Annotated in this window: 19 protein-coding genes and 1 tRNA gene; 8 read left to right on the top strand and 12 right to left on the bottom strand. The window is 50.7% G+C overall.

The features are described from left to right. Positions 1–68: 68 nt before the first annotated feature. A complete protein-coding gene (gene mug / locus H6F67_RS13905; RefSeq protein WP_190767192.1) occupies positions 69–620 on the top strand; it encodes a G/U mismatch-specific DNA glycosylase in 552 nt (183 codons plus the stop codon). Here mug and lnt read toward each other — a convergent pair. Together lnt and gyrA are read right to left on the bottom strand one after the other, a co-directional pair. Further along, complete coding sequence (gene lnt, locus H6F67_RS13900; protein WP_313926828.1) at positions 590–2,116, bottom strand: apolipoprotein N-acyltransferase; 1,527 nt, start codon at positions 2,114–2,116, stop codon at positions 590–592. The genes mug and lnt overlap by 31 nt on opposite strands. Before the next feature lie 4 nt (positions 2,117–2,120). Continuing rightward, positions 2,121–4,688: a DNA topoisomerase (ATP-hydrolyzing) subunit A gene (gene gyrA / locus H6F67_RS13895; protein ID WP_190767191.1), complete on the bottom strand. Its 2,568-nt coding sequence runs from the start codon at positions 4,686–4,688 to the stop codon at positions 2,121–2,123. 547 nt (positions 4,689–5,235) lie between these two features. Here gyrA and H6F67_RS13890 point away from each other — a divergent pair. Next, a complete protein-coding gene (locus H6F67_RS13890; RefSeq protein WP_190767190.1) occupies positions 5,236–5,682 on the top strand; it encodes an NYN domain-containing protein in 447 nt (148 codons plus the stop codon). A gap of 12 nt (positions 5,683–5,694) precedes the next feature. Then, positions 5,695–6,372: a ribonuclease III gene (gene rnc, locus H6F67_RS13885; protein WP_190767189.1), complete on the top strand. Its 678-nt coding sequence runs from the start codon at positions 5,695–5,697 to the stop codon at positions 6,370–6,372. Positions 6,373–6,462: 90 nt separating this feature from the next. On the opposite strand, the gene H6F67_RS28135 is transcribed toward rnc, so the two are convergent. From H6F67_RS28135 to H6F67_RS13850, 7 genes are read right to left on the bottom strand one after another with little or no spacing between them, the layout of a single operon-like run. Beyond that, positions 6,463–7,944, bottom strand: coding sequence for a response regulator (locus H6F67_RS28135; RefSeq protein ID WP_190767188.1), 1,482 nt, complete (start codon positions 7,942–7,944; stop codon positions 6,463–6,465). 6 nt (positions 7,945–7,950) lie between these two features. Then, positions 7,951–8,976, bottom strand: a complete 1,026-nt coding sequence (locus H6F67_RS13875; RefSeq protein WP_190767187.1) for a chemotaxis response regulator protein-glutamate methylesterase — start codon at positions 8,974–8,976, stop codon at positions 7,951–7,953. Position 8,977: 1 nt separating this feature from the next. Further along, positions 8,978–11,653 (bottom strand): response regulator, encoded by a 2,676-nt coding sequence (locus tag H6F67_RS13870; protein ID WP_190767186.1) that lies wholly within the window; start codon positions 11,651–11,653, stop codon positions 8,978–8,980. An 11-nt stretch (positions 11,654–11,664) separates the two neighbouring features. After that, positions 11,665–12,354, bottom strand: a complete 690-nt coding sequence (locus tag H6F67_RS13865; RefSeq protein WP_190767185.1) for a chemotaxis protein CheW — start codon at positions 12,352–12,354, stop codon at positions 11,665–11,667. A 1-nt stretch (position 12,355) separates the two neighbouring features. Beyond that, positions 12,356–13,963: a methyl-accepting chemotaxis protein gene (locus H6F67_RS13860; RefSeq protein WP_190767184.1), complete on the bottom strand. Its 1,608-nt coding sequence runs from the start codon at positions 13,961–13,963 to the stop codon at positions 12,356–12,358. 18 nt (positions 13,964–13,981) lie between these two features. Next, positions 13,982–15,181 (bottom strand): protein-glutamate O-methyltransferase CheR, encoded by a 1,200-nt coding sequence (locus tag H6F67_RS13855; RefSeq protein ID WP_190767183.1) that lies wholly within the window; start codon positions 15,179–15,181, stop codon positions 13,982–13,984. Beyond that, positions 15,162–15,677, bottom strand: coding sequence for a chemotaxis protein CheW (locus H6F67_RS13850; protein ID WP_190767182.1), 516 nt, complete (start codon positions 15,675–15,677; stop codon positions 15,162–15,164). The genes H6F67_RS13855 and H6F67_RS13850 overlap by 20 nt, the downstream gene beginning before the upstream one ends. Positions 15,678–15,916: 239 nt before the next feature. Here H6F67_RS13850 and H6F67_RS13845 point away from each other — a divergent pair, with 239 nt between their 5' ends. Beyond that, positions 15,917–18,142, top strand: coding sequence for a SulP family inorganic anion transporter (locus H6F67_RS13845; protein ID WP_313926827.1), 2,226 nt, complete (start codon positions 15,917–15,919; stop codon positions 18,140–18,142). 301 nt (positions 18,143–18,443) lie between these two features. Here H6F67_RS13845 and H6F67_RS13840 read toward each other — a convergent pair whose 3' ends face one another. After that, the gene (locus tag H6F67_RS13840) at positions 18,444–19,052 is read right to left on the bottom strand and encodes a MarC family protein (protein WP_190767180.1); all 609 of its coding nucleotides are present in this window, start codon (positions 19,050–19,052) and stop codon (positions 18,444–18,446) included. A 334-nt stretch (positions 19,053–19,386) separates the two neighbouring features. Here H6F67_RS13840 and rplI point away from each other — a divergent pair, with 334 nt between their 5' ends. Both rplI and dnaB read left to right on the top strand, forming a co-directional pair. Next, the gene (gene rplI / locus H6F67_RS13835; RefSeq protein ID WP_190767179.1) at positions 19,387–19,845 is read left to right on the top strand and encodes a 50S ribosomal protein L9; all 459 of its coding nucleotides are present in this window, start codon (positions 19,387–19,389) and stop codon (positions 19,843–19,845) included. Positions 19,846–19,890: 45 nt separating this feature from the next. After that, entirely contained in the window at positions 19,891–21,240 is a 1,350-nt protein-coding gene (gene dnaB / locus H6F67_RS13830) for a replicative DNA helicase (RefSeq protein ID WP_190767178.1), read from the top strand. 216 nt (positions 21,241–21,456) lie between these two features. Here the strand turns inward: dnaB and H6F67_RS13825 are convergent. Continuing rightward, positions 21,457–21,529, bottom strand: a tRNA-His gene (locus tag H6F67_RS13825). 53 nt (positions 21,530–21,582) lie between these two features. Then, entirely contained in the window at positions 21,583–21,714 is a 132-nt protein-coding gene (locus tag H6F67_RS28130; protein WP_277874590.1) for a hypothetical protein, read from the bottom strand. A 103-nt stretch (positions 21,715–21,817) separates the two neighbouring features. Between H6F67_RS28130 and H6F67_RS13820 the strand changes: the two genes are divergently transcribed. Both H6F67_RS13820 and H6F67_RS13815 read left to right on the top strand, forming a co-directional pair. Beyond that, complete coding sequence (locus H6F67_RS13820) at positions 21,818–22,966, top strand: histidine kinase (RefSeq protein ID WP_190767177.1); 1,149 nt, start codon at positions 21,818–21,820, stop codon at positions 22,964–22,966. Between the two features lie 121 nt (positions 22,967–23,087). Further along, positions 23,088–25,763: a chloride channel protein gene (locus tag H6F67_RS13815; protein ID WP_313926826.1), complete on the top strand. Its 2,676-nt coding sequence runs from the start codon at positions 23,088–23,090 to the stop codon at positions 25,761–25,763. The last annotated feature ends 18 nt before the right edge of the window (positions 25,764–25,781 follow it).

Below are 25,781 nucleotides of genomic sequence, written 5' to 3'. Positions count from 1 at the left end.
TGAAATTGATTTCACGGCAATCAAGCAGAAAGGCGATCGCCTTTTTCCGCTGTCAAACTCGATCGAAAATGTCGCTACCGAAACCGACCAAAGCTGAAATTCAGGCCGCCGTTAATCAAACGGTTCCAGATATCATCGCGCCAAATTTACAGGTACTGTTCTGCGGCATTAATCCCAGCCTTTACAGCGCAGTGGTCGGACATCATTTTGCGCGTCCGGGCAATCGCTTTTGGAAAACGCTGCACGGGGCAGGATTTACCGACCGCCTCTTCTCTCCCAGCGAAGATCGCGACTTGCCAAAACTCGGATTTGGAATTACGAATATTGTCGATCGCGCCACTGCCAGAGCCGATGAACTTGCACCGGAAGAACTGATTCAAGGTCATGTGAATTTAGCGGAGAAGATCGATCGATTTCAGCCAAAAGTATTAGCCATTCTGGGAATTAGTGCCTATCGAACGGCATTTAATCAGCCGAAAGCGAAGATGGGTGAACAATCCGAAATGCTGCACAATACGAGAATTTGGGTTTTGCCCAATCCCAGCGGTTTGAATGCTCACTATCAGCTCAAAGATTTGCAGCTTGTCTATCAGGAATTGCGCGAAGCGATCGCTTCGTAGCTAATTGCGATCGCACTGCCAATTAGCAACACAATCAGCAGCCAATCTCCCCAGCGGACGTAGAGCGTTTGCGTCAGACGGCGATAGATCGTGTGAGCGTGAACGGTGTAGACGTTGGAGGGCGATCGCCACTCGATGCGGCCATGCGGATCGACGATACCGGAAAATCCGGTATTGGTAGCGCGGGCTGCCCATCGATCGGTTTCGATCGATCGCATGATATCTTGCGCTTCATGCTGCAACTTCATCGCGTCATTATAGGGATCATTATTTGACGCAGTTAAGATAAATTCGCCGCCATTTGCCGCCTGATTGCGAAACAGCGAAGCGAAGGCAGAATCAAAGCAAATTCCGCCGATCGCCCGTCCAAACGGCGTTGCAAACTGTTGATTTGGCGCTCCGTGAATCATCGACGCTTCGAGCGGTGAAAGACGATTGATGAAGCCGCCGAGAATCGATCGAAACGGAATATATTCACCTAAAGGAACCAGCTTCACCTTGTCGTAGCGTCCCGCAATTTCACCGTTGCCCAAAACGGTGAACAAGCTCCAGGTTAAGCCATCCGGAACGCTTCCGGCTGTGCCAATCCAGGCGGGAATGTTGCGATCGAGAATCGCCTGATACAGCAAGTTTTGCTGAGGGGAATCGATCCACAGCCAAGGCAATGCCCCTTCTGGCGTCAAAACTGCATCCACCGGATTTTTCACTTTTGTCAGACTGCGATAGCCTTCGGTGTAAGCCGTCAGAGCGCGGCGGATGCCGTTGTCAAACAGCTTTTCGCGGGTCGGAATGTTCCCCTGCACGATGCCGATATTGATTGCCGCTTCGGGAAGTCGGGCGATCGGACGGCTATACAGCGCAAAGCCGATCAGATGCAATCCGACAAGGAGCACTAAAGCAGTAGCGAAATATTTGCGGGCGCGATCGAGTTGCGGTATTGCAATTGCGCCTTCTGCCAGCAGGCCATTCACGGCAACGATCGCCGCCACGACTGCCGTTGGTCCCGAAATCTGTCCCAGATGCAAAATCACCAGGTCATGCGGGCTTTGCGTCAGCGAAAGCGATGTCCACCACAACGCGCCCGACGACCAAATTGCTTCGAGCGCACACCATAAGGCTGTCCCGATCAAAACACGCTCGATCGAGCCAGATTTTCGAGTCAGAAAGTGGAGCGCGATCGCCCAACTCATCACCAGCAGCGCCCCCCAGCAGGCAATGAATACCCAGCAGAACAGGGCGATCGCCACACTTGCCAGCCAGGGAACGCCCATCCAGGTGAGCGGATGGAGGCCGAGAATCCAGACGATCGCAGTCCCGTGATAGCCCATGCCCCAGAGTCCAGCCAGCAAAAGACGCGATCGAATTGATCGATCTTGCTGCAACAAAAACCACAGCGGAGCGAGGGCAATCCAGCCCAAAAACCAGGCATTGACGGGCGCAACGGTCAGCCCCATTGCGATGCCACTGGCGAGGGCGATCGCGGCAGACCCCCCCACCCGATTAGCCCTCTTCCTCTTCACCTTCTTGCGAGGGAGGCACGATCGCAACGGCGGCGATCGCGTCGTCTTCGTCTAAGCGCTGGACGCGGACACCTGTTGCGGCGCGAGACTGACAGGAGATCGCGTTGACGGCTTGGCGGATGATGATGCCTCGGCTCGACACCATCATGATTTCGTCTTCGTCATTGACGATTAGCAGGGCAGCAAGTTGGTCAGCGGCTTTGCGGAACTTGATGGCGCGTAGACCCATGCCCGCCCGATTTTGCAGGCGGAACTGCGAAACCGGAACGCGCTTGCCCAAGCCGCCCATCGTGATCACCAGTGCCCAAGGGCCTTGATTGCTCGGTGCGGCGAGATCGAGGTCTTCAGCTTCCGACTCGACTTCAGCATCGGCGGCACTGGCGACCATATCGGCCACTTGACTCGGCAGAATGTCCATGCTGATCAGTTCGTCCCCTTCGCGCAGAGACATGGCGCGGACACCCCTCGTCGGTCTGCCCAGAGGCCGCAGTTGCTCTTGGTTAGCGCGGAAGTGGATGGTCATGCCTTTGCGCGATCCGATAATCACGCTGTCTTCGGAACGAGCGCGACGCACCCAGCGTAGCTGATCGCCTTCTTCGAGCGAAATGGCGATCAGACCGTTGGCACGGATGTTGCTGAAGGCCGAGAGTTCCGTTTTCTTGATGTAGCCGTTTTGCGTCAGCATGACGAGATATTCGTCGTCCGTGAATTCGCTCACAGGCACGATCGAGGTAATTTTCTCAACATGCGGGATCGGCAGCATTTGCACGATCGGCACACCTCGCGCAGTTCGAGACGCGATCGGAATTTGGTAGGCTCGCAGGCTGTAGACGACGCCGCGATCGCTGAAGAACAACACGCTGTCGTGGTCGTTGCAGGTGAAGAAGTGTTCGATGTTGTCGTCTTCCTTCATCTTCGCTCCGGCCTTGCCGCGTGTGGCTCGGCTTTGCGCTTCAAATTCGCTGACGGGCATTCGCTTGACGTAGCCCTGCTCGGTCACAAGGATCAAGGCTTGGTCGTTGGCGATCAAATCGATGTCGCCCAGTTCGCCGTCCGTGTGTTCGATCACGGTGCGGCGCGGCGTTCCGTGCATCGATCGCAGTTCGCTAATTTCGGTTTGGATAATTTCCAAAACACGCTCGCGGCGATCGAGAATGTCTTGCAAATCCGCGATCCGACGCTGCAATTCTTCGTGTTCTTGCTGAATCTTCTCCGCTTCCAGCGCAGTTAAACGGCGTAGCTGCATCTGCAAGATCGCATCCGCTTGAGCTTCCGAGAGTCCGTAAGTTTCGATCAGTTCGACGCGAGCAGTGGGTGCATCGGCGGCATGACGAATCAGATCGATAATTGCATCGAGATTTTCTAATGCGATCAGCAAGCCTTGCAAGAGATGATCGCGTTCTTCGGCTTTCCGGAGTTCGTAGCGGGTGCGACGCTCGATCGTTTCGATGCGGAAGTCGAGGAAGACTTGCAGGAAATGCTTCAGCGTCAAAAGCTGCGGTTCGCCATTGACGAGCGCCAGCATATTCACGCCGAAGTTGGCTTGCAGCGGCGTTTGCTTATAGAGGTTGTTCAGGACGACGCGAGCGTAAGCGTCTTGGCGCAGTTCGATCACAATTCGCATTCCGTCGCGATCGCTCTCGTCGCGAATATCGCGAATCCCTTCCAGTCGGCGCTCATTCACCATTTCGGCGATCCGCTCGATCATCGCGGCTTTGTTCGTCTGGAACGGCAATTCGGTGATGATAATCGCTTCGCGATCGGGTCTGCCGCGCTGTTCGATCGTTTCGATCGTCGCCACGCCGCGCATCGTGATCGATCCGCGTCCGGTCGTGTAGGCTTCGCGAATGCCGCTGGTTCCTAAAATCTGAGCGCCAGTCGGAAAGTCGGGGCCAGGAATGTGCTGCATCAACTCCAGATCGGTGATCTCTGGGTTTTGAATCAGCGCGATCACGCCGTCGATCAGTTCATTTAAGTTGTGCGGTGGAATGTTTGTCGCCATGCCGACCGCGATCCCCGACGATCCGTTCAGCAACAACTGCGGAATCCGGGCGGGCATGACCAGCGGTTCCTGCTGCGACCCGTCAAAGTTGTCGCCAAAATCCACCGTGTCGGCTTCGATGTCGCGCAATAAAGCATTGGAAGTCAACGCCTGCAAGCGACATTCGGTGTATCGCATCGCGGCGGGCGGGTCGTTGTCGATCGAGCCAAAGTTGCCGTGTCCGTTAATCAGCGGCGCTCGCATCGAAAAATCTTGCGCCATCCGCACCAAAGCGTCGTAAACAGCGGTGTCGCCGTGCGGGTGATATTTACCCAGCACTTCCCCAACCACACGGGCGCACTTTCGGAAGGGGCGATCGGCGCTCAAGCCAAGTTCGTGCATGGCGTAGAGGATGCGACGGTGAACGGGCTTGAGGCCATCTCTGGCATCGGGCAGCGCTCGACCGACGATGACGCTCATCGCGTATTCCAGGTAAGACCGGGACATTTCACCCCGCAGATCAGTTGGAATAATCCGCTCTTGCGTCGGCTCCTGGGAAAAAGTCATACGGGTAAAAACTCCAAACGTTGCGCTCTTTGTTTCGCTAGCGGACGAGGCTGAGCGATCGCTCCGATTCAACCTCGAAATACTTGCCAAATACCGCCATTCGCTCCTACAATTTTAGCGCATTTTCGGGGCTTCCCGTTGCTCGAAGGCTGAGGCGATCGCAGTTGAGACCTTGACAAGAGCAGAACGGCAGTGCTAAATTTTTGCTCAATGCAGCTAGCAGAGATTAAAGTCAAGCGTAATGCTTGGATTTTCGTCTCATGAGCAGCACCACTGAACCTTGACTCACCATAAAGTTTTTACCTTGGTCTAACATTTAGCTTGGTCAAATTCTGAAGCAGTGAACCAGTTTTGACTGCTTGAAGTTTTTTCAGAGCATGAATATTAGGTCAAGTTAGCAACTCTATGGTGGTTTGAGGCTTAATGGTATTGCGAGTTTGAGACGACAATCAACGCTCTTCAGAGCAAACTTTCAAGCGTTTTGGAGCGCTTGCTTTGTTGATACAAGTTGATTTCTGATGCTGCCTCAAATTTACTGAGGTGAATCATGATTAAGTCGAATGTGGCAATTCTTTGGGATTGGCAGAACGTTCGTGCAAGTGCGAAAGAGCAAATTGAAAAACTCATCAGCTTTGCTCAAACAATTGGAACAGTCAGCTACAAAAATGTGTATGCACATTGGCGATGCGAAAAAGCTAAATGGGAAGAACTTTTCGATAATTTGAGTTTCCGTTGCTCGAATGCTCCCGCTTCAAAAAGCAACAAAAACAACGCCGATCGAAAACTCATTGCTGACTGCGAACAATTTATTGTGAATGATCCAAGCATCAAAACGGTAATTTTAGTGTCTGAAGATGGCGACTTCAAAACGCTTGTTCGCAAACTTAAACAGGCTGGGAAAGAAGTGATTGTGATTGCGCAATGCTTGGAGAAGGCCAATCGAAAACTTGTCCAGCTAGCCAGCAAAGCCTATCGTTTGAATCAGCTACCTTAACGGAAGTCAAAAATGCACAAACTGCTAAATTTCCAAAACGAAAAGCTTTTACGACAGGCGTTGACTCATCGTTCTTATGTTAACGAGAACCCTGGCGAAGCTCATAACGAACGACTGGAATTCTTGGGTGATGCAATCCTCAATTTTTTGAGTGGCGAGTATCTGTATCAACATTATTCGGAAATGGAAGAAGATGAAATGACGCGACGGCGATCGGCACTAGTGGACGAAAAGCAACTGGCAAAGTTTGCGACTGAAGTTGGATTAGACTTCAGAATGCGATTGGGGCAAGGTGCAATTCGCGAAGGAGGGTTTCAAAATCCAAATCTTCTCAGCAGCACCTTCGAGGCGGTAATCGGAGCATACTATCTGGACAACAATCAAAATGTTGATGTGCTTCGACCTTTAGTGGAGGAGCTATTTGATTCTGTGCCTCAAGACATTGTTGTATCTCGTTCCAATATCGATTCTAAAAATCGATTTCAGGAATGGGCACAAGCAAATTTTGGAGCTATTCCAACTTATATCAATGAGAGAGTTGGCGGAATGGATCACGCACCAAAATTCGCTTCCAAAGTTTATGTGGGCAATGAACTCTATGGTGAAGGTCAAGGACGTGGAAAAAAAGAAGCAGAAAAGCAAGCTGCCGAAGATGCTCTATTTCAGTTAAAGAGACGAGGTTTGTTTTGAGCCTGCGTCTAACTATAGAACAGCATTTCATTGATACGATACCACGTCGCGAAACCACGATCGCCAATTTGGTACTGACAGCAATACAAGTCAAAATGACCAGGCTGAACTCCAATTTTGGGGAACACCTTGGGAAAGTAATAATTCAATTCGATCGAAATAAAGTCGTGCTGTTTTATCTTCAGCATGAACGGCTATCACTTGTTCAAAACAGGCTTTCGCTTCAGTGAAATTCCGATCGCAGTAGCATTGAATGCCCTGTTCAAATTGCGGTAATGTTTGCAGTTTTCGATCGCGGCTGATGTCGGGTTCGGTGTTGAGTACTTCGTAAACGGCGATTGGTTCTGTGCGACCTTTGACGATCGTATGGGCTAAAAAGCGAACCTTGCAGGCTTCAGGACGGCTCAAATGCTCCAATGTTTGACCTGTCACTAACATCGAACTGCCATAAATTTTTGTTAGTCCTTCTAGTCTCGACGTTAAGTTTACATTGTCTGAGAAAGCATCGCCTTGAATTCGATTGCTTTCGCCCACCATTCCTAGCATCATCGAACCAACGTGAATGCCGATGCCAATTTGGATGGGTCGATCGCCCCTCGCTAATCGCTGTTGATTATATTCTTGAACACGCTGATGTTTCGCAATTCCCGCCGCGAGTGCATCATCTGCGCCATCTGGAAAAACGGCCATCATGCCATCGCCCAAAAATTTAACAATGATGCCATAGTGATTGCGAATTTCGGGGCTGACGCGCTTTAAATAGGCATTAATAAAGTCGAAGTTTTCACGGGGCGACATACTTTCAGAAATGGTTGTAAATGATCGAATATCGCTAAACATCACCGCCATAATTTTGCTGACGTAATCGCCAAGCTGAACTTCAGTTACGCTATCTTTTCGCAAAAATCTGAGATATTCATCTGGAAAAAATCGAGCCAAAGAATCTTTTAGTCGTTCCAATTCAGCTTCGCGCACCTTCACCGTTTTCACCATCTGGGTAAACACTCGCGCTAACTGACCTAATTCATCATCGCGATCGCTCATGCCATCTAACTTTGCAGGTTCAAACGTATTTTGCTCGACCGCAAATGCCGCATCAGTGAGTTTGCCAACTTGTTCGATATACAGCGCCTGTCGCTCATTTTCATTTCGCAGTTGTACTTCAGCTTCCTGTCTTTTTTGCGAGTTCGTATAGGCTCTGGAGTGATAGCGAATTCGCGCTAGTAATTCAACGCGATCGGGCAGTTTCACCAAGTAGTCATTTGCGCCATATTCAAAGGCTTGTGCCTTAATTACTGGGTCTTCTTTACTGGATAAAACGATTAACGGGATTTGATGCGTCGGTGCATCGATCGATCGCAGCAATCGCACGAGTAATAATCCGGCCATTTGCGGCATGATTAAATCTTGTAAAATCACTGTTGGCTGACAAAACTTCGCTACTTTTAGAGCTTGCAGCGGATCATCGCAGTAGTGAAAAGCGATATCTGTTTCAGTTGAAAGCATCTGCTGCACAGCTTCTGCAATAATCGTTTGATCGTCAATCAGTAAAACAGTAATTGGATCATTCATAGCGAATTAATGCTTCAGAGCGGTATCGTGGAGCAGGGTGGAAGCGATCGCTTCGGGGTTCATCACTTGAGAGGCAGCATTCAGTTCCGCTGCGGCTTTTGGCATTCCGTAAACGACGCAGCTTGCTTGATCTTGGGCGATCGTCCGCCAGCCACGCTGTCGCAATAAGCTGAGTCCTTCTGCGCCGTCTCGCCCCATTCCGGTTAGCAAAATTGCCGTTCCTTTAGCACTCCAATATTGAGCAATGCTTTTGAAGAAAACATCGATCGAGGGTCGATAAGGATAGTGAATTGGCTCTTTTACATAAGTTAAAGTGCGATCGAATTTCAAAGTTAGATGATCGTCAGTTGCAGCAACCAGAACCAAGCTTTTTTCAGGACGATCGCCCACTTCTGCTTTCTTCACTTTCAAGGCGGTTTGATGATCGAGCCAGTCAATTAATCCAGGGGCAAACTGTGCGTCTACATGCTGAATAATGACGATCGCAGCGCGGAAATCTTGGGGCAACGGTGCAAGAATTGTCGCGAGCGCTTTGGGGCCACCTGTAGAAGATCCGATCGCAATTAATGGCGGCAAAAGCGTAGAAATTGGAGCGGCAGCCAGCAGAGGTGGAGAAGTCGATGGAAGTCGAGTAGGTTTGCGGATTAGCTTTTCGATCGTGGCGATTTTTCGCAATAGCGTTTGCGTCACTTCGGGACTGCCGTAGCTGCCTAAAACCGGAGTGTTAACGGCATCCAAAGCACCATAGCTCATCGCTTCGTAAACTTTGGCGGCGTTTTGCTTCACGTCTACTGTCACGATGAGGATGGCGCAGGGCGATCGCTTCATAATCTGACGAGTGGCTTCAACACCGTCCATCACGGGCATAAGCAAATCCATTAACACTAAATCAGGCAAATCATGGCTGCATTTTGTCACCGCTTCCGCGCCATTTTTTGCCATCCAAACGACTCGATATTCTGCAACGGTGAGCAGCACCCTTCGCATTGCTTCAGTGGCGATGATCGAATCGTTGACAATTGCAATTCGCATATTATTCACCAATCAAATCGACAACAGCGCGAATAAGCGTGTCATCATGAAAACTATTTTTCGTTAAATAGTAATCTGCCCCTGCTTCTAATCCCTGAATTCGATCGTCTTCTCGATCGCGATATGAGACAACAATTACCGGAATCGACTGGAAGCGCGAATGTCGCTTCATTTCTTGAATCAGTTCAATGCCGTTCATGCGCGGCATATCAATATCGCTAATCACTAAATCATACGGGTAGGAACGAACCGCATTCCAGCCTTCCATCCCGTCCACCGCCACATCCACCAAGTAGCCACGATTTTGTAATAGCTTGCGCTCCATTTCTCGCACCGTAATCGAATCATCCACTACCAAAACGCGCTTGGCATTTTCGGCCTTGGGCGATCGCGCTTCAGTTATTTTTGCGATGCGTTCTTCTCCCAGTAAACTGTTGAGCGATCGCATTAAATCTGAAACATCTAAAATCAGCACCAGCGAGCCGTTGGGCATTAAAGCAGCGGCTGAGATATCTTGAACTTTTCCTAAGCGTGGATCGAGCGGTCGCACAACGAGTTCGCGTTCGCCTAAACAACGATCGACGATTAGTCCATAGGTGCTGGTTTGATCGCTAAGAATGACGACCCAAAGCGATTCAGATGGTGAATTGGGAGCGGGTAAATCGAGAACTTGATACAGCGGAATTAAGCCGATGTTTTCGTGATCGAGCGTGAGATATTGACGATTTTCAACAACTGAAAGATCGCTTGATTGAACCGTAGCAATTCGATCGATTCGCGACAACGGAAAGGCATACGCTTCTCCGGCAACTTCGACTAAAAGCGTCCGCAACACCGATAAAGTTAGCGGCAGTTGAAAATAGAAAGTCGTACCTTTTCCAGGTCGTGATGTAACACGCACCGTGCCGCCGACTTCTTGCGCCATGCTTTTCGCAATGTCTAACCCAACGCCGCGCCCCGAAAGTTCTGTCACCTGATTCGACAAAGAAAATCCGGGTAAAAAGAGAAATTCCAGCAGTTCAGAATCGGTTAATTTTGCCGCTAAATTTGGAGGAACAAGTTGTTTTTGAATGATTCGCTGCCGCAGTTTTTGCACATCAATTCCCTTACCATCATCCGCGATCGTAATTGCCAGCATGCCACCGCGATGAACAGCTTCCAGGCGAATGCGGCCTTGGGCAGGCTTTCCGGCTGCGAGACGATCGGCAGGCGATTCAATTCCGTGATCGATCGCATTGCGAAGAATATGCGTAATCGGAGCTTCCAACTTCATGAGAATATCGCGATCGACCTCGGTTGTTTTACCGATAATTTCTAGTCTCGCCTGCTTATCCAAACTGCGAGCTAAATCGCGCACCATCCGCGAAAAACTTTGCACTCCTTCCTCAAACGGACGCATGTGCGAAGCAATCACCTCGCGATACAGCCGATCGGATAAATTAATTGTCCGGCGAATAAATTCTTCCAGTTCCGCGACACGATCGCTCAGCAGATTGCGGCAGTGCTGTTCCTGACGGCGAATTGATTCAACCAGCGATCGATCGATCGTGGAATTACCGAGCGTCTGTTGCTCCAGCGTTTCCAGACTTTGCGCCAGTTTGATTTGCTGCGATCGCACCTGCATCAAGGCATCGGCCAGCGCAGGCAGAGCATTCGCCTCAATCAGCGATTCTCCGGCCAGTCCCATCATCCGATTCAGGTTGTCCGCACTGACCCGCACGACGCGATCGCGGGCAGCAGGTGCGATCGCGGGCGCATCTTCCGGCGGAGGCAACGCAATCGCTGGAGGAGCGGGCGGAGTTGCACCATTTGCATGAACGGCGGTCGGTTCGGATGGCGGTGCTGAAGCAGGATGGCGCCGCGCGTCAATCAGCGATCGCACTGAATTTAGGTCAAGATTGTGTGTGGACAGCCAGTCGGGGAGGTCGCGATCGCTCACCTGACTCAAACTTTGCAGCAAATCAACTCCGCGTAGCAGTCCGTCAATCAGGTCAGGGCTGAGCGTCAGCGTGTGATTTTGAGCGGCGACAAAGCAATCTTCCATCTCGTGCGCCAAATTGACAGCCGTATCCAGTCCAACAATGCGAGCGGCTCCCTTGATCGAGTGGGCTGCTCGCATCAGCGCTTCCAAAGATTGTGTCGCATTCGGGGTCGTTTCCAGCACCAACAAACCCTCGTTCAAAATTTTCGCTTGCTCCTCCACTTCCAAGCGAAACAAATCCATAATTTGAGCATCAACAATTGGCAGCGGCGCAGCAACTTCTTTGATTAAATTGGCTTCTGAAACTTCAGTTGCAAGCTGCTTATCGCGATCGAAGCGCCGCTCTTGAATCACATCGATTTCTGACACGTGCGAGAACAGCCAGCGCTCTTGCTCAGCCGCGTTTAACTGACTAATTTCAATTAGCCAATCACTTGCTTGTAGCAGTTGATCGATCGCCATTTCATCTAACAATTGTCCTTCTGCCAGTTTAGACTGCATCGCCTCAGTTAAAGTAACTGCTGCTTCGACTTCCACCATTTGAGCAATTCCCTGAATGGCGTGAAGCGCTTGCAGAGCATTTTGGCGATCGATCGCTTCCGGTTGCTGTTTCAGCATCGCCAATTGCTGCTTCAAGTTGGCAACTTGAATCTCTACTTCTTGACGAAATAAATCCAGCATCGAGTAGTTGGACATGGCAGCTTTTGCTAAAGCAGGCGGCGATCGATCGCGTCAAGCAAACGGGTCGCATCTAGATAATTGACTTTTTCTTGCTGCCAGTCAATGATGCCTTGGGTATAAGCTTGTGACGCCTTGGCAATTACAACGGGCACGGCTTGCAGTTCGCTGACATGAAATCGATGAACACGATGCACTTCATCAACCGGAAACACCCAACGGCTTGCTTGTCCAACGACGATCATGCACCGAAGATTAATTCGGCTGTAGGTCGGATCGATCGGCATCTCTACACTCAAAATCTGACTCAAAGAAGCACAAGGCAAAATTTCACCGCGAATGTTTACCAATCCTAAAAACAACTCATTGCTACGGTGCGGCAAAACGTGAATCTCAGCCGGACGAGTAATTTCTTGTAGAACAGAAACAGGCAGGGCAAATCGCTCGTTTCCCAAGCGAAAAATCATCACGGAGAGCGTGTCCTGATTTTGTCCAATCTTAAGCGAATCTTGCTGAATTGCTGTGGCGATCGCGCTCGTTTCAGTGGCTAATGCCTGCGTGGTTTCCTGAAGGTAATCGATCGGAATTTCACGATCTAGTAAACTGCGCCCGGCACAGATATAGACGGGGCAATTGAAGCAGTGCAAAGCGGTTTCGAGGCGATCGCACGATCGATCGCCATTCACGCCAATTTCATCCCAGCAAGCCTCCGTCTTCATCTCAAACCTTGAATTGAGAAATTTCTCGCTGCAATCCTTGTGCCGCATCATCTAACTGCGTCAAAGCCGTATTCGTTTCCTGCAAAGACTGCATAGTTTGATAGGAAGCATCACTGAGTTGGGCGATCGCCGTGCTAATTTGTTCGGCTCCGCGATACTGCTCATCCATACGCTGACTAACAGTTTCAAAGCGGGGTGACAGTCCTTGAACATCCTGAATGAAACTGGCAATCTGCTGACTAATTCCACCCACTTCTTCCACATATTTTGCAACTTCTCGGCTGAACTTATCCATTTCCATAACGCCTGTTGAAACCGATGTTTGCATTCCTTTCACCATCTGTTCAATTTCCAATGTGGAAACCGCAGATTGGTCAGCTAAACGCCGAATTTCTCTCGCAACAACGGCGAATCCGGCTCCATATTCTCCGGCTTTTTCAGCTTCGATCGCCGCATTTAATGATAATAAATTTGTTTGATCTGCAACTTTAGTAATCGTTGTCACAACGTTGTTAATGTTATTTGCCTTCTCATCCATTGCCTTCAACTTGGATGAGATAGAACTGGTCGCCAATACCAAATTTTGCATTGCTGACTGAATCTTATCCAGATTCGTTTGACTGTTAGAAGCAGCGAGTGCAGTAGCTTGCGCGGTTTCGGTAACTTCATCCATTGCCTGCGCCAGTTCGCCCGCAGTCGAAGCAATTTGTCGAGAAGTCGCTTTAACTTCATGCATTGATGCTGCCTGTTCGTTCACGGTTGCTTCAAGCTGTCGCCCTGCTGCCGCAATTTGCGTGGCTGAAGTGCTAATTTGAATGCCCGATCGCTGCGCCTGCGTAATTAGGCTGTTCAAACTTTTCACCATTTCTTGAAATGCATTTAAGAGCCGTCCAACTTCAGTTGAATCTTTGCCCGCTTCGATCGATTGCGTTAAATCTCCGTTTGCGATCGCTGTTGCTGCGTCCACTACTCTGGGAAGCTGTCGCCGCAGTGCCAATGTTGAAAATAGTCCGGTTAGCAGCGTAATTAGAATGGTTAATCCAGTGCCAATAATAATTAAACGCAGTAAGGCTTGCTGCGAATTGCGGACGGCTTGATTGTTTTGATCGAGTTCATCTTGCAGTTCACTGAGCAGGCGATCGCGCTGGGCGATGACTTCAGCAATTCTTGGTCTCGTTACTTCTTCTCGCGCTTGAGAAATTTGATTTTGGTCAACTAAACGAAATACATTTTGCAGTATTCGCTCGTATTCCTCGCCAAGCTGATTCAAATCGTTCACAAGTTCTCGCGTTTCAGGATCGGCAACGGTTGAAATCTCGTTAATGCTTTCAGTGAAATCTTCTTGCGCTTCATTGTAGGTTCTGACATAATTTTGCTCTCCTGGGAACAGCAAATAGGCACGGGCGCTTCCAATCATACGATTGAGTCCATCCACCATCAAATTTGTATTGCGGATGTACTGTTCGGTTTGATTGCTGATCTGCTCTTGTTGAAAAGCGCGAGTCGTAGAACTGTAAACAAAAGCGCTTAATCCTAATAGCGCCAACAGCGGAATAGAGTAACCTAACAGAATGCGATTCGTGACGCTATTCAAAATCGATCGAGCCATAATACCGCCCAATTCAACCTATTTTTGAGAGTTAACAAGCCGCTGTGCCCGCTGTTTCAATCGCTGTGCTGCCGATCGATCGCCCTGCTGCTCTTTTAATAATGCCAGATGAATGAGTGCTTCATACGCTTCAGGATTAAGATAAATTGCTTTTTGAAAATTCTGCTCTGCCTGTTTAGGCTGATTGAGACCTTGATAAACTTCACCCAACAGCAAATAGGCATTTGCCTGGGTTGGATTCGTTCTCAGAACCGCTTCACACAATTGAACAGCATCGCGAAGCTGTCCGCGATCGGCAAGCTGTTTTGCGGTTTCCAAGGATGAAAGTTCAGGCGGAGAATCGATTACTGGTGGTGCTGGAAGCTGCGGTAAAGGACGAATCGCTTTGGATGGAGCGATCGCTACTTTTTTGCTCGCCGGAATAGGCGTAGCAGGTCGTTCTTTGCGAAAGGCAAACGCAAAGGGATGGTCAATTGGTGTATAGGGTTTACCCCTAAGCTGCGATGTTTCTACTGCTCCTAAAAATAGAATTCCGTTATCCATCAAGGCAGTATCTAGTGACTGGATGAGGCGATCGCGAGCTACTTGGTCAAGGTAGATGAATAGATTGCGGCAAAAGATAATTTGATATTTCTTCTGTGTCAAGAACCGAGGTTCTAGAACATTTCCTCGCATGAAATCTACCGATTCTCGCACGATCGATTGCACCTCATATCCTGCCCCTACTTCCCGAAAATAACGCTGAATAGTTTGCGCCTCAACACCTCGAAAAGATGTTTTGCTATAAACGGCTTGCTTCGCTTTTGATAGGGCAACCTGGCTAATATCTACCGCATCAATGTGAAACTGACGAGGCGAGAGTCCAGCATCGAGCAGCGTCATCGCGATCGAATAAGGTTCTTCACCTGTTGAACAAGGAGCGCTGAGGATATGTAGCTTGCTAGAAGCGAGCGATCGCCATTCATGAACATACTGACGCAGATAAGCAAACGGTTCTTTGTCTCGAAAGAACCAGGTTTCAGGAACAACGACTGCCTCAATTAAACAGTTGAATTCTTGTGGAGAAGATTGTAGAAGTTTGAGGTAGGAAGCGCGATCGCTTAGGTGGCAAGCGGCCTGTCGCTGCTTAACAGCGCGATCGATAATTCGCGACCCAATGCTGTTCGGATCAAGTCCTAACTGCTGACGCAGAATTTCCTCAATTGCGTCCTGCACCATTCGCCTGATTTCCGCCTTCTGTCAACAATGCAGCTTGATGAGCTTCTGACACAAGATACTGCCAATGCACCTGTTGAATCATACCTTGCTCATCAAGAAATGGCTCGCTCAAGTAAGGAACTGTGCTAATTTGTTGAGCGTTTCCAAGATAATCCTCACTGATTTTCAATGTCTCCGTAACTCGTTCTGCCATCAGTCCGAGCAGGCGAGTAGCGAATTGGCGATCGCCTTTTCTTGTTGGTTCTACTTCCGCTGCTCCTGCAATCGAATTCACAATCACAACGCGGGTACTGTAACAAGCTTGGCAGGCAGTTCCTCGAATAAGTTGACACAAATCAATTACCGGAACGATGCTGCTGTGGTAGTTGAAAACTCCGGCAATGTGAGCAGGCGCAGCCGGAATTTTTGTCAGCAGTACCATCGGCACAATTTCAGCAATATCCGCCGTATCGATCGCATATCGATTTTCACCAAGCCGAAATAGCAGCAACAGCATCGCTTGAAATAGAGCTAATAGGAACAGCAGTAATGCGATCGCTCTTCTATCTTGTTACAGTAGCGAAATTGATTTTTTTATGCATCTTCCTAAGGTTCAAACTGGAAACAGAGCAGTTTTTGACTTCTCGATCGCCTTCATCTATCTCGAAAGTCAGAAGTTTGAGGTTGAGCGAAGTAAATTCCTACAAAGTTTTGTAGAATAAGGCTGCAATTTTTGCAATTTTATTCAAGCTAGAAGTGGCTCACATCGTATACCCTAAGCCTACTGCGAATCCTGTCGTCTCTGATCTGATTTCAGGCGGCATCATGGGGCTGTTGACTGTCACCAGTGCTGTATCGTTTGGTACGGTGATCTTCTCAGGCGATTTAGCACCTGCGCTGCCCTTTGGAATCGGGTTGCTGCTGTTTAGCTCGGTTGTGATTAGCGCGGTCATTACTTCCTTTAGTTCTTATCCGGCGATCGTCGCCACCATTGCTGAATCAACCGTGCCAATCTTTAGCCTGGTTGCGCGGCAGATTGTTGAGCTGATGCCGGACGCTCCGATTGAACAGAAACTGCTCACGGTTGTCGCGACGATCGCGCTCAATAGCTTGATTGTTAGTGCTATTTTTTTCGCGTTAGGCTTTTTCAAGCTTGGCAGTTTTGTTCGTTTCATTCCCTATCCGGTTGTTGGCGGTTTTCTAGCAGGAACCGGAGTGCTTTTATTAATCGCAGCCTTCCAATCTGTTTCAGAACTCAACTCATCCTCGATCGCGGCTTTTTTCCAACTAAATGCCCTGCTGCAATGGGTTCCGGGCTTAATCTTTGCTGCGGTCATGTTCTTAGTGCCTCAGCGAATCACGCATGTGGCTGTTTATCCGAGCATCTTGGCGGTTGCGGTTGCCCTTTTTTACATTGGACTCGCGCTCACGGGAACGCCGATCGCTGAGGCAAATGCCCAAGGTTTGCTGCTGGGTAGCGTTCCTTCTGGAGGGCTGTACCAATTCGCGACCTTCAGCGCGATCGCCCAGGCGGACTGGAACGTTGTGATTCAGCAAATTCCCACACTGGCAGCACTTTGGCTCGTAGCGACGATCGCGCTTTTGCTGCATGGAAACGGCGTTGAACTCGTCGCTACTCGCGACCTGAATTTTAATCGTGAACTCAAAGTAGCTAGCTTGGCGTGGCTGCTTTCGGGTGTAGGTGGTGGCGTGGGTGGATTTGCTAGCGCGGGTGAAAACGCATTAGCAAAACAGTTGGGAACAACCGGACGGTTGACCGGATGGATCGTTGCTGCCATTTGTTTAGCAATGGTGCTAGGCGGCGCACCGATTCTGTCCCTATTTCCCAAATTTATTTTGATTGGAATGCCACTGTTGGTGACGCTGGAGTTTTTCAACGAATGGCTTTACGAAGCCTGGTTCAAATTCTCACGTTCGGACTATGCAATTATCGTTTTAATTGTGCTGGTGACGGCAACGGTTGGCTTTCTGCAAGCGATTAGCGTTGGCCTACTGGCCGCGATCGTTTTATTTGTGATTAACTACAGCCGCTTAACCGTCGTTCGGCGCATTAGCACTGGAACCTATCATCACAGTAACGTTTTAAGAACTTCCGAAGAAATAGAAATTCTTGAAGCAGAAGGCGACCAAGCCTACATTGTTGAACTGCAAGGACTAATTTTTTTTGGAACTGCCAACAAGCTGCTAAATCAAGTGCGCGATCGCATCAATCACGCCGATGCAAAACCTGTTCGCTGCGTTGTTTTAGATTTTCGATTGGTCAGCGGACTCGACGCTTCTGCGGTTTTAAGTTTTGCCAAACTCAAGCAGGTTGCAACCCAAAAGCAAGTTCATCTGCTCTACACAAACTTGTCCGCTGAGGCAATGCAGCGGCTTAAGCAAGGAGATTGCATCGAGGAAGATGATCCCTACTGCCACATTTTTGCCGACCTAGATCGAGGCTTAGAGTGGTATGAACAGCAAATTTTGCAGCAGTACTACCAGCCTGAAGAGCAGCCACAGTTTGACTCGCCCGCAGCCGCTTTAGCTGAACAGTTAAAAACGGATTTCTCTGATCCTAAACAGGTCGATCGCCTCCTTTCCTACCTCGAAATTCATCACCTTGAAGCAGAAGAATATTTGTTTCATCAAGGCGATCCGTTTGATGGACTTTACTTTGTTGCTTCTGGGCAAGTTAGCGTCGTGCTGAAGCTGGGCGACCATACGACAAAGCGGATTCGCACCTACACGATCGGCAATACGATCGGTGAAATGGGACTCTATCGCAGAACGCTTCGCATGGCTTCAGTCGTTGCCGATAAACCCAGCACGCTGTATTTTCTCTCAACAGAAACGTTTGAAAAAATTGAAGCAACCGACCCGCTTTTAGCCTCCAATATTCATCGATTCATCGTCAATTTGCTGGCCGAACGTCTCCAGCATCGCGAACAGGAACTCAAGAACCTCTTGGAGTCTGCCTAACCAGCCTTAAAGCGGCTGCTTCGCAATTCGATCGATCGCTTCTAAAAATAACAATTACGCTTGAGTCTGTTGTACGAATCTGGATGAGTCGTTTGTAAAAGCTACGCCATTGCATCAGAAGCGGCTGCTTCGGCTGATGAATAAGCATCGATCGCGGCACGATTGACAAGACAGAGGGCGATCCGTAAACCTGCTCTAATGTCAGCACTGGAGAAGATTGAACAATGCTTGAAAGCGCTTTAGTACTCTACATAAGCTTTAGGTGTTAGGAATCGGCATATAATCTTTCCAACTTTATTCCTTAATTGAGCCATTGTTGAACACCGATCGCCTCCATAATGAGTTCGATAGCCAGTGCAGCTAAAATCATGCCTGTAACACGCTCTAAGATTGCAGCACCATTGTTGCCGATGATCCGTAAAATTGGTTCAGCCAGCAGCATCAATCCGTAAGTAATAGACATAATGCAGACAACAACACAAGCTGTTACTATCTGTGATGAAATTGAATAAATTTGATTGTCCGTTAGCAGAACTACAGCCATAATTGCTTCTGCTCCTGCAATAGACGGCACTGCCAGCGGAAAAACTGCAATATCGTGTCCCTTTTCAGGGGTTGTTGGTCGTTCGTGTGAGAAATCAAAAATCATTTGTAAGGCAAACAAGAACAAGATCAAACCGCCTGCAACTTGCAAAGAAATCAACCGAATTTGCATTGCTGACAGAATTGCTTGTCCTACCACAATAGATCCTAATAGAATGATTGTGGAGTAAAAAACAGCCTTAAACGCGACTCTACGACGCTGCGTTTGGGGTAGATGTGCAGACAATGCAGCAAAAAGAACAACCGTTCCAATCGGTTCGATTGTTACCCACAATGTCAGGAGATCGTTCAGCGCTTTATCAGCCATGTCCAAAGTTTACATGGTTTAGCCTTGGTAGGCTCTGGAAAGCTACGCACGCGAGGTAAAACGATGTAGTAAACCGTTATTCTCCAGCCACAGCCGAAGTGACTAGAGCAATTACTATTTATGGGGTTTGGTAAATTTAGCTGCGTTTGCCCTACCCCCGAACTCGATCGCGCTTGCCTTTGCGTCCCGAATTTCGCTAGGATAGTGTGTCTGCCTTTTCTCAAGGTCGAATGGGGGTTAAATCCCCCGAATTGCTGATCAGTCATTGGCTGTTTAACAGAATGGCTGAGCAGTCATTTCTTTTGTGTAAATCTTGCCCTCATCGATTAGAACAATGGCAAAGCGCGTTCAACTGGTCTTAAACGAATATGTCTACAAGCTGGGTCAGGCAGGCGATCTCGTCGAAGTCGCACCCGGCTATGCCCGCAACTTCCTGTTGCCCAAAGGTCTTGCTGTCCGCACGACTCCGGGCGTCCTCAAGCAGGTGGAACGGCGGCGCGAAATCGAGCGGCAGCGCTTAGCGGAACTGAAAGGCGAAGCCGAGAAAATTAAGGCCACGCTGGAAAAATCGCCGCGCTTCTCGATCTCCAAGCAGGTTGGTGAAAACGATGCAATTTTTGGAACCGTCACCGATCGCGAAGTGGCCGAACTGATTCAATCCGCCGTTGGGCAGGAGATCGATCGACGCGGCATCACCGTTCCCGAAGTTCACAAGCTCGGCTCCTACAAGGTGGAGATTAAGCTGCATCCTGAAGTGACGGCTACGGTTGAAATTCAGGTGGTTCCCAACTAAGCTAGCGAAACCCCTTGTCAACTCGCTCCCGGAATCGCGCTTGTTATGGTGCAAGAACTTAATTTTCAAGCTGCTAGCGATCGACTGCCGCCGCAAAACATCGACGCTGAAGAAGCGATTCTGGGCGGCATTTTGCTTGACCCTGAAGCGATCGGGCGCGTTTTGGAAATTCTGCGCCCCGAAGCTTTCTACATCAGTACCCATCAGGAAATTTTCAAGGCGGCGATCGCCCTCAATCAGGCAGGCCGACCGACCGACCTGATGAGCATGACCACGTGGCTGCACGATCAGAAATTGCTCGATCGCGTCGGCGGACAGGCACGACTGGCACAACTGGTCGATCGCACGATCAGCGCCGTTAACATTGACCAGTACGCCCAACTGGTGATGGACAAGTTTCTGCGCCGCAATTTGATTAAAGCGGGCAACGAAGTCGCGCATTTGGGCTACGAAACGAATACGCCGCTGGAAAAAATCCTCGATCAGTCCGAGCAAAAAATCTTTGGAATCACGCAGGCTCGCCCGAATCAAAGCTTAGTTGCCACTGCCGATATTTTGACTTCGACCTTCATGGATATCGAAAGTCGATCGCTCGGCATGGCGATCCCCGGCATTGCCTGCGGATTTTACGACCTCGACGCGCTGACGCAGGGCTTCCAGCGATCGGACTTGGTTATTGCGGCAGGAAGACCCTCAATGGGCAAAACAGCATTCTGTTTGGGAATGGCTCGCAACATTGCCCATCAGCTTCCGGTCGCAGTTTTTAGTTTGGAAATGTCGAAAGAGCAACTGGTGTATCGTTTGTTGTCAAGCGAAGTGCAAATTGAAAGCGGTAGATTGCGATCGGGTCGCATCTCTCAAACCGAATGGGAACCTTTGACGCACGCGATCGGAACTCTATCTCAGCTTCCAATTTTTATTGACGATACGCCAAATATTTCAGTTAGTGAAATGCGATCGAAAGCCCGTCGCCTTCAAGCAGAACAAGGCGGTACGTTGGGTTTAATTTTGATCGATTATCTGCAATTGATGGAAGGTACGGGCAGCGAAAACCGAGTGCAGGAACTGTCGCGCGTGACACGATCGCTCAAAGGACTGGCTCGCGAACTGAACGTTCCAATTATTGCGCTTTCGCAACTGAGTCGCGGTGTTGAATCGCGCACCAATAAACGTCCGATGATGTCGGATCTTCGTGAAAGCGGTTCGATCGAGCAGGATGCGGATCTCGTGATGATGCTGTATCGCGACGAATATTATAACCCAGATACGCCCGATCGCGGTATTGCAGAAATCATCATCACGAAACATCGAAATGGGCCAGTTGGCACAATTAAACTGTTGTTTGAACCGCAGTTTACGCGCTTCCGAAATTTGGCCGCTCCGAATCGACCTTGATTAACTTTAATTAGAAAGAATTGAGCGGTGGGCAGCCAGTTCGATCGAAAGTCAGCGCTTTTGTTGCGATCGATTCTGTGTTCTATCCAGCTAACGGATCGATCGCGCCCCCTTCTCCAGCGAGTGGATGAATGGATTCCAGCCTATTCCTACCTAATAGAGCCTAATAGAGAGCAGTTGGCTCTTAGGAACCATTGGCTTAAGAACCATTTAGAGGGCGAACGATGGGACTCGAACCCACGAGTGGCGGGACCACAACCCGCTGCCTTAACCACTTGGCTACGCTCGCCATTGCTCCGATTATAGCACTGCAAACCGCCACTCGATCGCCACAGCACTGAGTCAATCTTGATTCCCTTTTCGCAAACTGCCCGATCGCGATAGGCTATAGATGGTGAAGAAAAGCTGAAGTTTTTCGATCGAAGCGCGATGCCGCTGGGCGATCGAGCGGATGCTTTGGATGCCAAACCGCAAAGCGTGGCAGAAATTCGCACGCTGTCTCGCGCAATCCTCAAATCTTGCGGGATAACTGTTGGCTGTAGTTTTTTGCCGTTGCGTCCTGTTAGAGAAACTGTGCATGGAGGCTTCGCTCAAATTGGGTTCTGATTCGGATGCGCCTTTGCAACTGTTGCTGTTTGTGGACAAGCGGCCAACGTCGAGCGAAAAAATTCGCCGCATTCGTGCCTATCTGGATGAACTGCGAGCAGGCTATCCGTTCGATTTGCAGATCGTTGATGTTAGCGAACAGCCGCATCTGGCCGAACATTACAGGCTAATCGCAACGCCAACCTTGATCAAAGTTCATCCGGAACCGCGTCAAACCCTGGCAGGCAGCAACCTAGTTGCCCAGCTTGAAACCTGCTGGACGCGCTGGCAGCGATCGGCAGAAGAATTCACGGCGCAGCAAGCCGAGGCGATGCAGCCAATTCAGTCGATCGCGCTGTCGAGCGAACTGATGCGGCTTTCGGACGAAATTTTTCGACTCCAGCAGGAAAAAGAAGAACTCCAGGCGCAGGTGCAGTTCAAAGACCGCCTGATCGCGATTTTGGCGCATGATCTGCGTAATCCCCTGACTGCCGTGTCGATCGCGCTGGAAACGATGGCGATGGGCATCGAGCTAAAGCCGGATGGAACCGCGCGGCTCACGCCAACGATGAGCGCTCAACTGCTCAAGCACGCCCGCACGCAGACCAAAGCGATCGATCGCATGATCACCGAAATTTTGCAGGCGGCGCAGGGCGCAGAAGGCAATTTGCAGATTCAGCCGCAAAAGGTAGATTTGCGATCGCTCTGCCTGGAAGTTGTGGCTCACCTGCACGAGCATTTCCAGACCAAATCGCTGCAAATCCACACGGATCTGCCTAGCGGGTTGCCGTCGGTGCTGGCAGATTCGGCTCGCGTCCGTCAGGTGCTGATGAATCTGCTAGACAACGCAATCAAATACACGCCCGAACACGGCAAGATTCATCTTTCCACGCTGCACCGCACCACGCAAAAAGTGCAGGTGAGCATTTGTGATACAGGTCCCGGCATTCCCGAAGCCGACTGCGATCGCATCTTTGAAGACCACTATCGCCTAGAGCGCGATACCGACAAGGAAGGCTATGGCCTCGGATTGGCCTTGTGTCGCCGCATTATTCGTGCTCACTATGGGCATATTTGGGTGGATTCCACACCCAATCAAGGAAGCTGCTTTAACTTCACGCTGCCAGTTTTTCGCACTTGAGCGGAAGAATTGAGTGGAAGGCTTCTCGCGTCTTCGAGCGCAGGTGTGCGAAGTGACAACCTTGCCTCAGTAAAGATGCTGCTTTACCGTGAAGAGGAACGGAGCATCTAGAATTTGCGATGTGGAATTGCTCGATCGATCGAATTTCGCATCGGTGCGTATGAAGCTGACGGCCTTTTCTCGGCAACTTCCAAATCAACTGCGGCAACTGCTACTCGGATCACGCCGACTGGCAATTTTTGAGGCGATCGTCATCGGCATCGTTTCCGGCTTAGCGGCTGTGCTGCTGAAAAACGGCGTCGGCTGGATTGGCGGCTTTCGGGTGCAGGCGTCCTATGCGTTTTCAATCGCGATCGCCCTGCCTGCGATCGGGTTCGGCGGCGGCGCGATCGCTGGAGTGCTGGTTGAGCGATTCGCTCCTGAAGCGGCAGGCAGCGGCATTCCGCAGGTGAAAGCAGCCTTGGCGAACGTGCCGATCGCTTTGAATTTGCGCGTTGCCCTGGTGAAGCTCGCCAGCGTAATGCTGACGCTGGGTTCCGGCTTCAATTTGGGACGGCAGGGGCCAACGGTGCAGGTCGGGGCGGCTCTTGCTGCCCAGCTTAGCCGCTGGATTCCTACCTCGCCCGAATATCGACGACAACTGATCGCGGCAGGCGCAGCGGCAGGCTTGGCAGCCGGATTTAATGCACCGATCGCCGGAGTGCTGTTTGTGGTTGAGGAGTTTCTGCAAGATTTTTCCGGCTTGGCCTTGGGAACGGCGATCTTAGCTTCTTTTGTGGGAGCCGTTGTCTCGCGAGTGCTGGGCGGACAAGGACTCAGCCTCAATTCCGAAGTGACCAGCTTTCAGGCCGGAGCGTCGCTGCAAGATGTTCCGTTTTTTCTGCTGTTGGGCTTGCTGGCAGGTGGCTTGGGAGCGCTGCTGAGCGAAGGGATTTTTTGGAGCTTGGCGATCTATCGGCGATCGCGTCTGAGCCTGCCGCTGAAAATGGGATTGGCCGGATTGGTGTCGGGCACAATCGCGATGCTGCTGCCTGCCGCCTTTCGCGACAACACCAGCCTTCAAGATGCGGTGATTACCGGAGAAGCAGGCTGGCAGGTGACGCTGCTGACGTTTGGCGTCAAGTTTTTGCTGACGATCGTGGCCTTTGGGTCGGGTGCGCCGGGTGGCTTGTTTGCGCCTGCGCTGATTCTCGGTTCGGCCTTGGGCTATCTGGTCGGCCTTTCGGCGGGGGCGATCGAACAGTCGGTGGGCGCGGCGATCGGTTTGCCTCCGGGCGTCGGTTCGTCCACCACCTACGCGCTGGCCGGAATGGGCGCATTCTTCAGCGGTGTCACCAGAGTACCGATCACGGCGATCGTGATTGTGTTTGAGATTACGACAGATTTTAACTTGGTGCTGCCGCTGATGATCGGGTCAGTGGTTGCCTCGCTGGTGGCCGATCGGATCGGGCATCGCCACGAAGGATCAATCTACACGCGACTGCTCGCCTGGAACGGCATCAAGCTGGAACCCGCAGCAAGACGCGATCCCTGGCAGGAACTTACTGCCGCCGCTTTGATGCAGCCGCGCGTTGAAACGCTATCGAGTACGTTGCAGGTGAATGAAGTTGTGGAGGCGTTTGCCCGATCGCACCATCGCGGCTTTCCGGTCATGCAGGGCGATCGACTCGTGGGCATTGTGACGCAAAGCGATTTGGCCGATCGATCGCGCTACTTGAGCGGCGAAGCGACCACGCTGGCCGACTTGATGACGCCGCAGCCCGTCACGGTCAGCCCGCGCGATCCGCTCAGTCACGTTCTGTTTTTGCTCAATCACTTTAAGCTCAGCCGTCTTCCCGTCACCGAGGGGCAAAAGCTGGTCGGCATCATTACCCGTGCTGACATTATTCGTGCCGAATCCGATCACCTCAATCAGTCCGGGCAAAAACTAGGTCCCAAAGCCGAACCGTCGTATGTGGTTTATCAAACGCGATCGCCCGCAACGGGAAAAGGTCGCCTGCTTGTGCCACTGAGCAATCCGCAAACTGCGCCGATGCTGCTGAAGCTGGCGGCAGCGATCGCCCACGATCGAAACTATGAACTGGAGTGCCTTCAGGTAATGATTGTGCCGCGCAGCAGTTCTCCGGCTGAAGCTTCAGTCAGAACGACCCACAGTCGGCGGCTGTTGCGGCAGGCGGAATCGATCGCCCGCGAGTGGGAAATCCCGATTCACACGCAAATTCGCGTCGCGCATGATGCGGCACAGGCGATGCTGGAAGCGATTGGCGATCGACACATCAACTTGATTTTGATGGGCTGGAAGGGCAGCACAACCACACCGGGGCGCGTGTTTGGCAGCGCGGTGGATACGATCGTGCGGCAGGCAAGCTGTGAAGTTTTGCTGGTGAAGTTGGGCGATCGAATCGGGTACGATCGCTGGCTGGTGCCGATCGCAGGTGGTCCCAATTCGCAATTCGCGCTGCAACTGCTGCCCGCTCTAACGCAGATTAGCAAAACGCCGATCGTTCGTTTGGCGCAGGTGTTCGATCCGCTGCTGACCGCGCTGGATTTGAACTTGCTGCGGCAGGCGACTCAAACGATCGCGCCGCAAATCAACTGTCCGGTCATGCCGCGCCCGCTCCGGTCGATCTCGGTGGCGGATGCGATCGTGGATCTTGCTAAGCAGGACGGCTGCGACATTATTATGCTGGGTGCAAGTCGGGAAGGACTGCTTCAGCAAGCGATCAACGGCAATATCCCGGAGGCGATCGCTAGACAGAGCAACTGCACGGTGATTTTGGTACGCAGCCCTATCTAATGGAGCGGGAACAAAGTT

Origin of the sequence: Microcoleus sp. FACHB-1515 (assembly GCF_014696105.1) — a bacterium.
Classification (GTDB): Bacteria; Cyanobacteriota; Cyanobacteriia; order Elainellales; family Elainellaceae; genus JAAUTJ01.
Note: the sequence above shows the minus strand (reverse complement) of the source record. Positions and strands in the feature narration are given on the sequence as shown.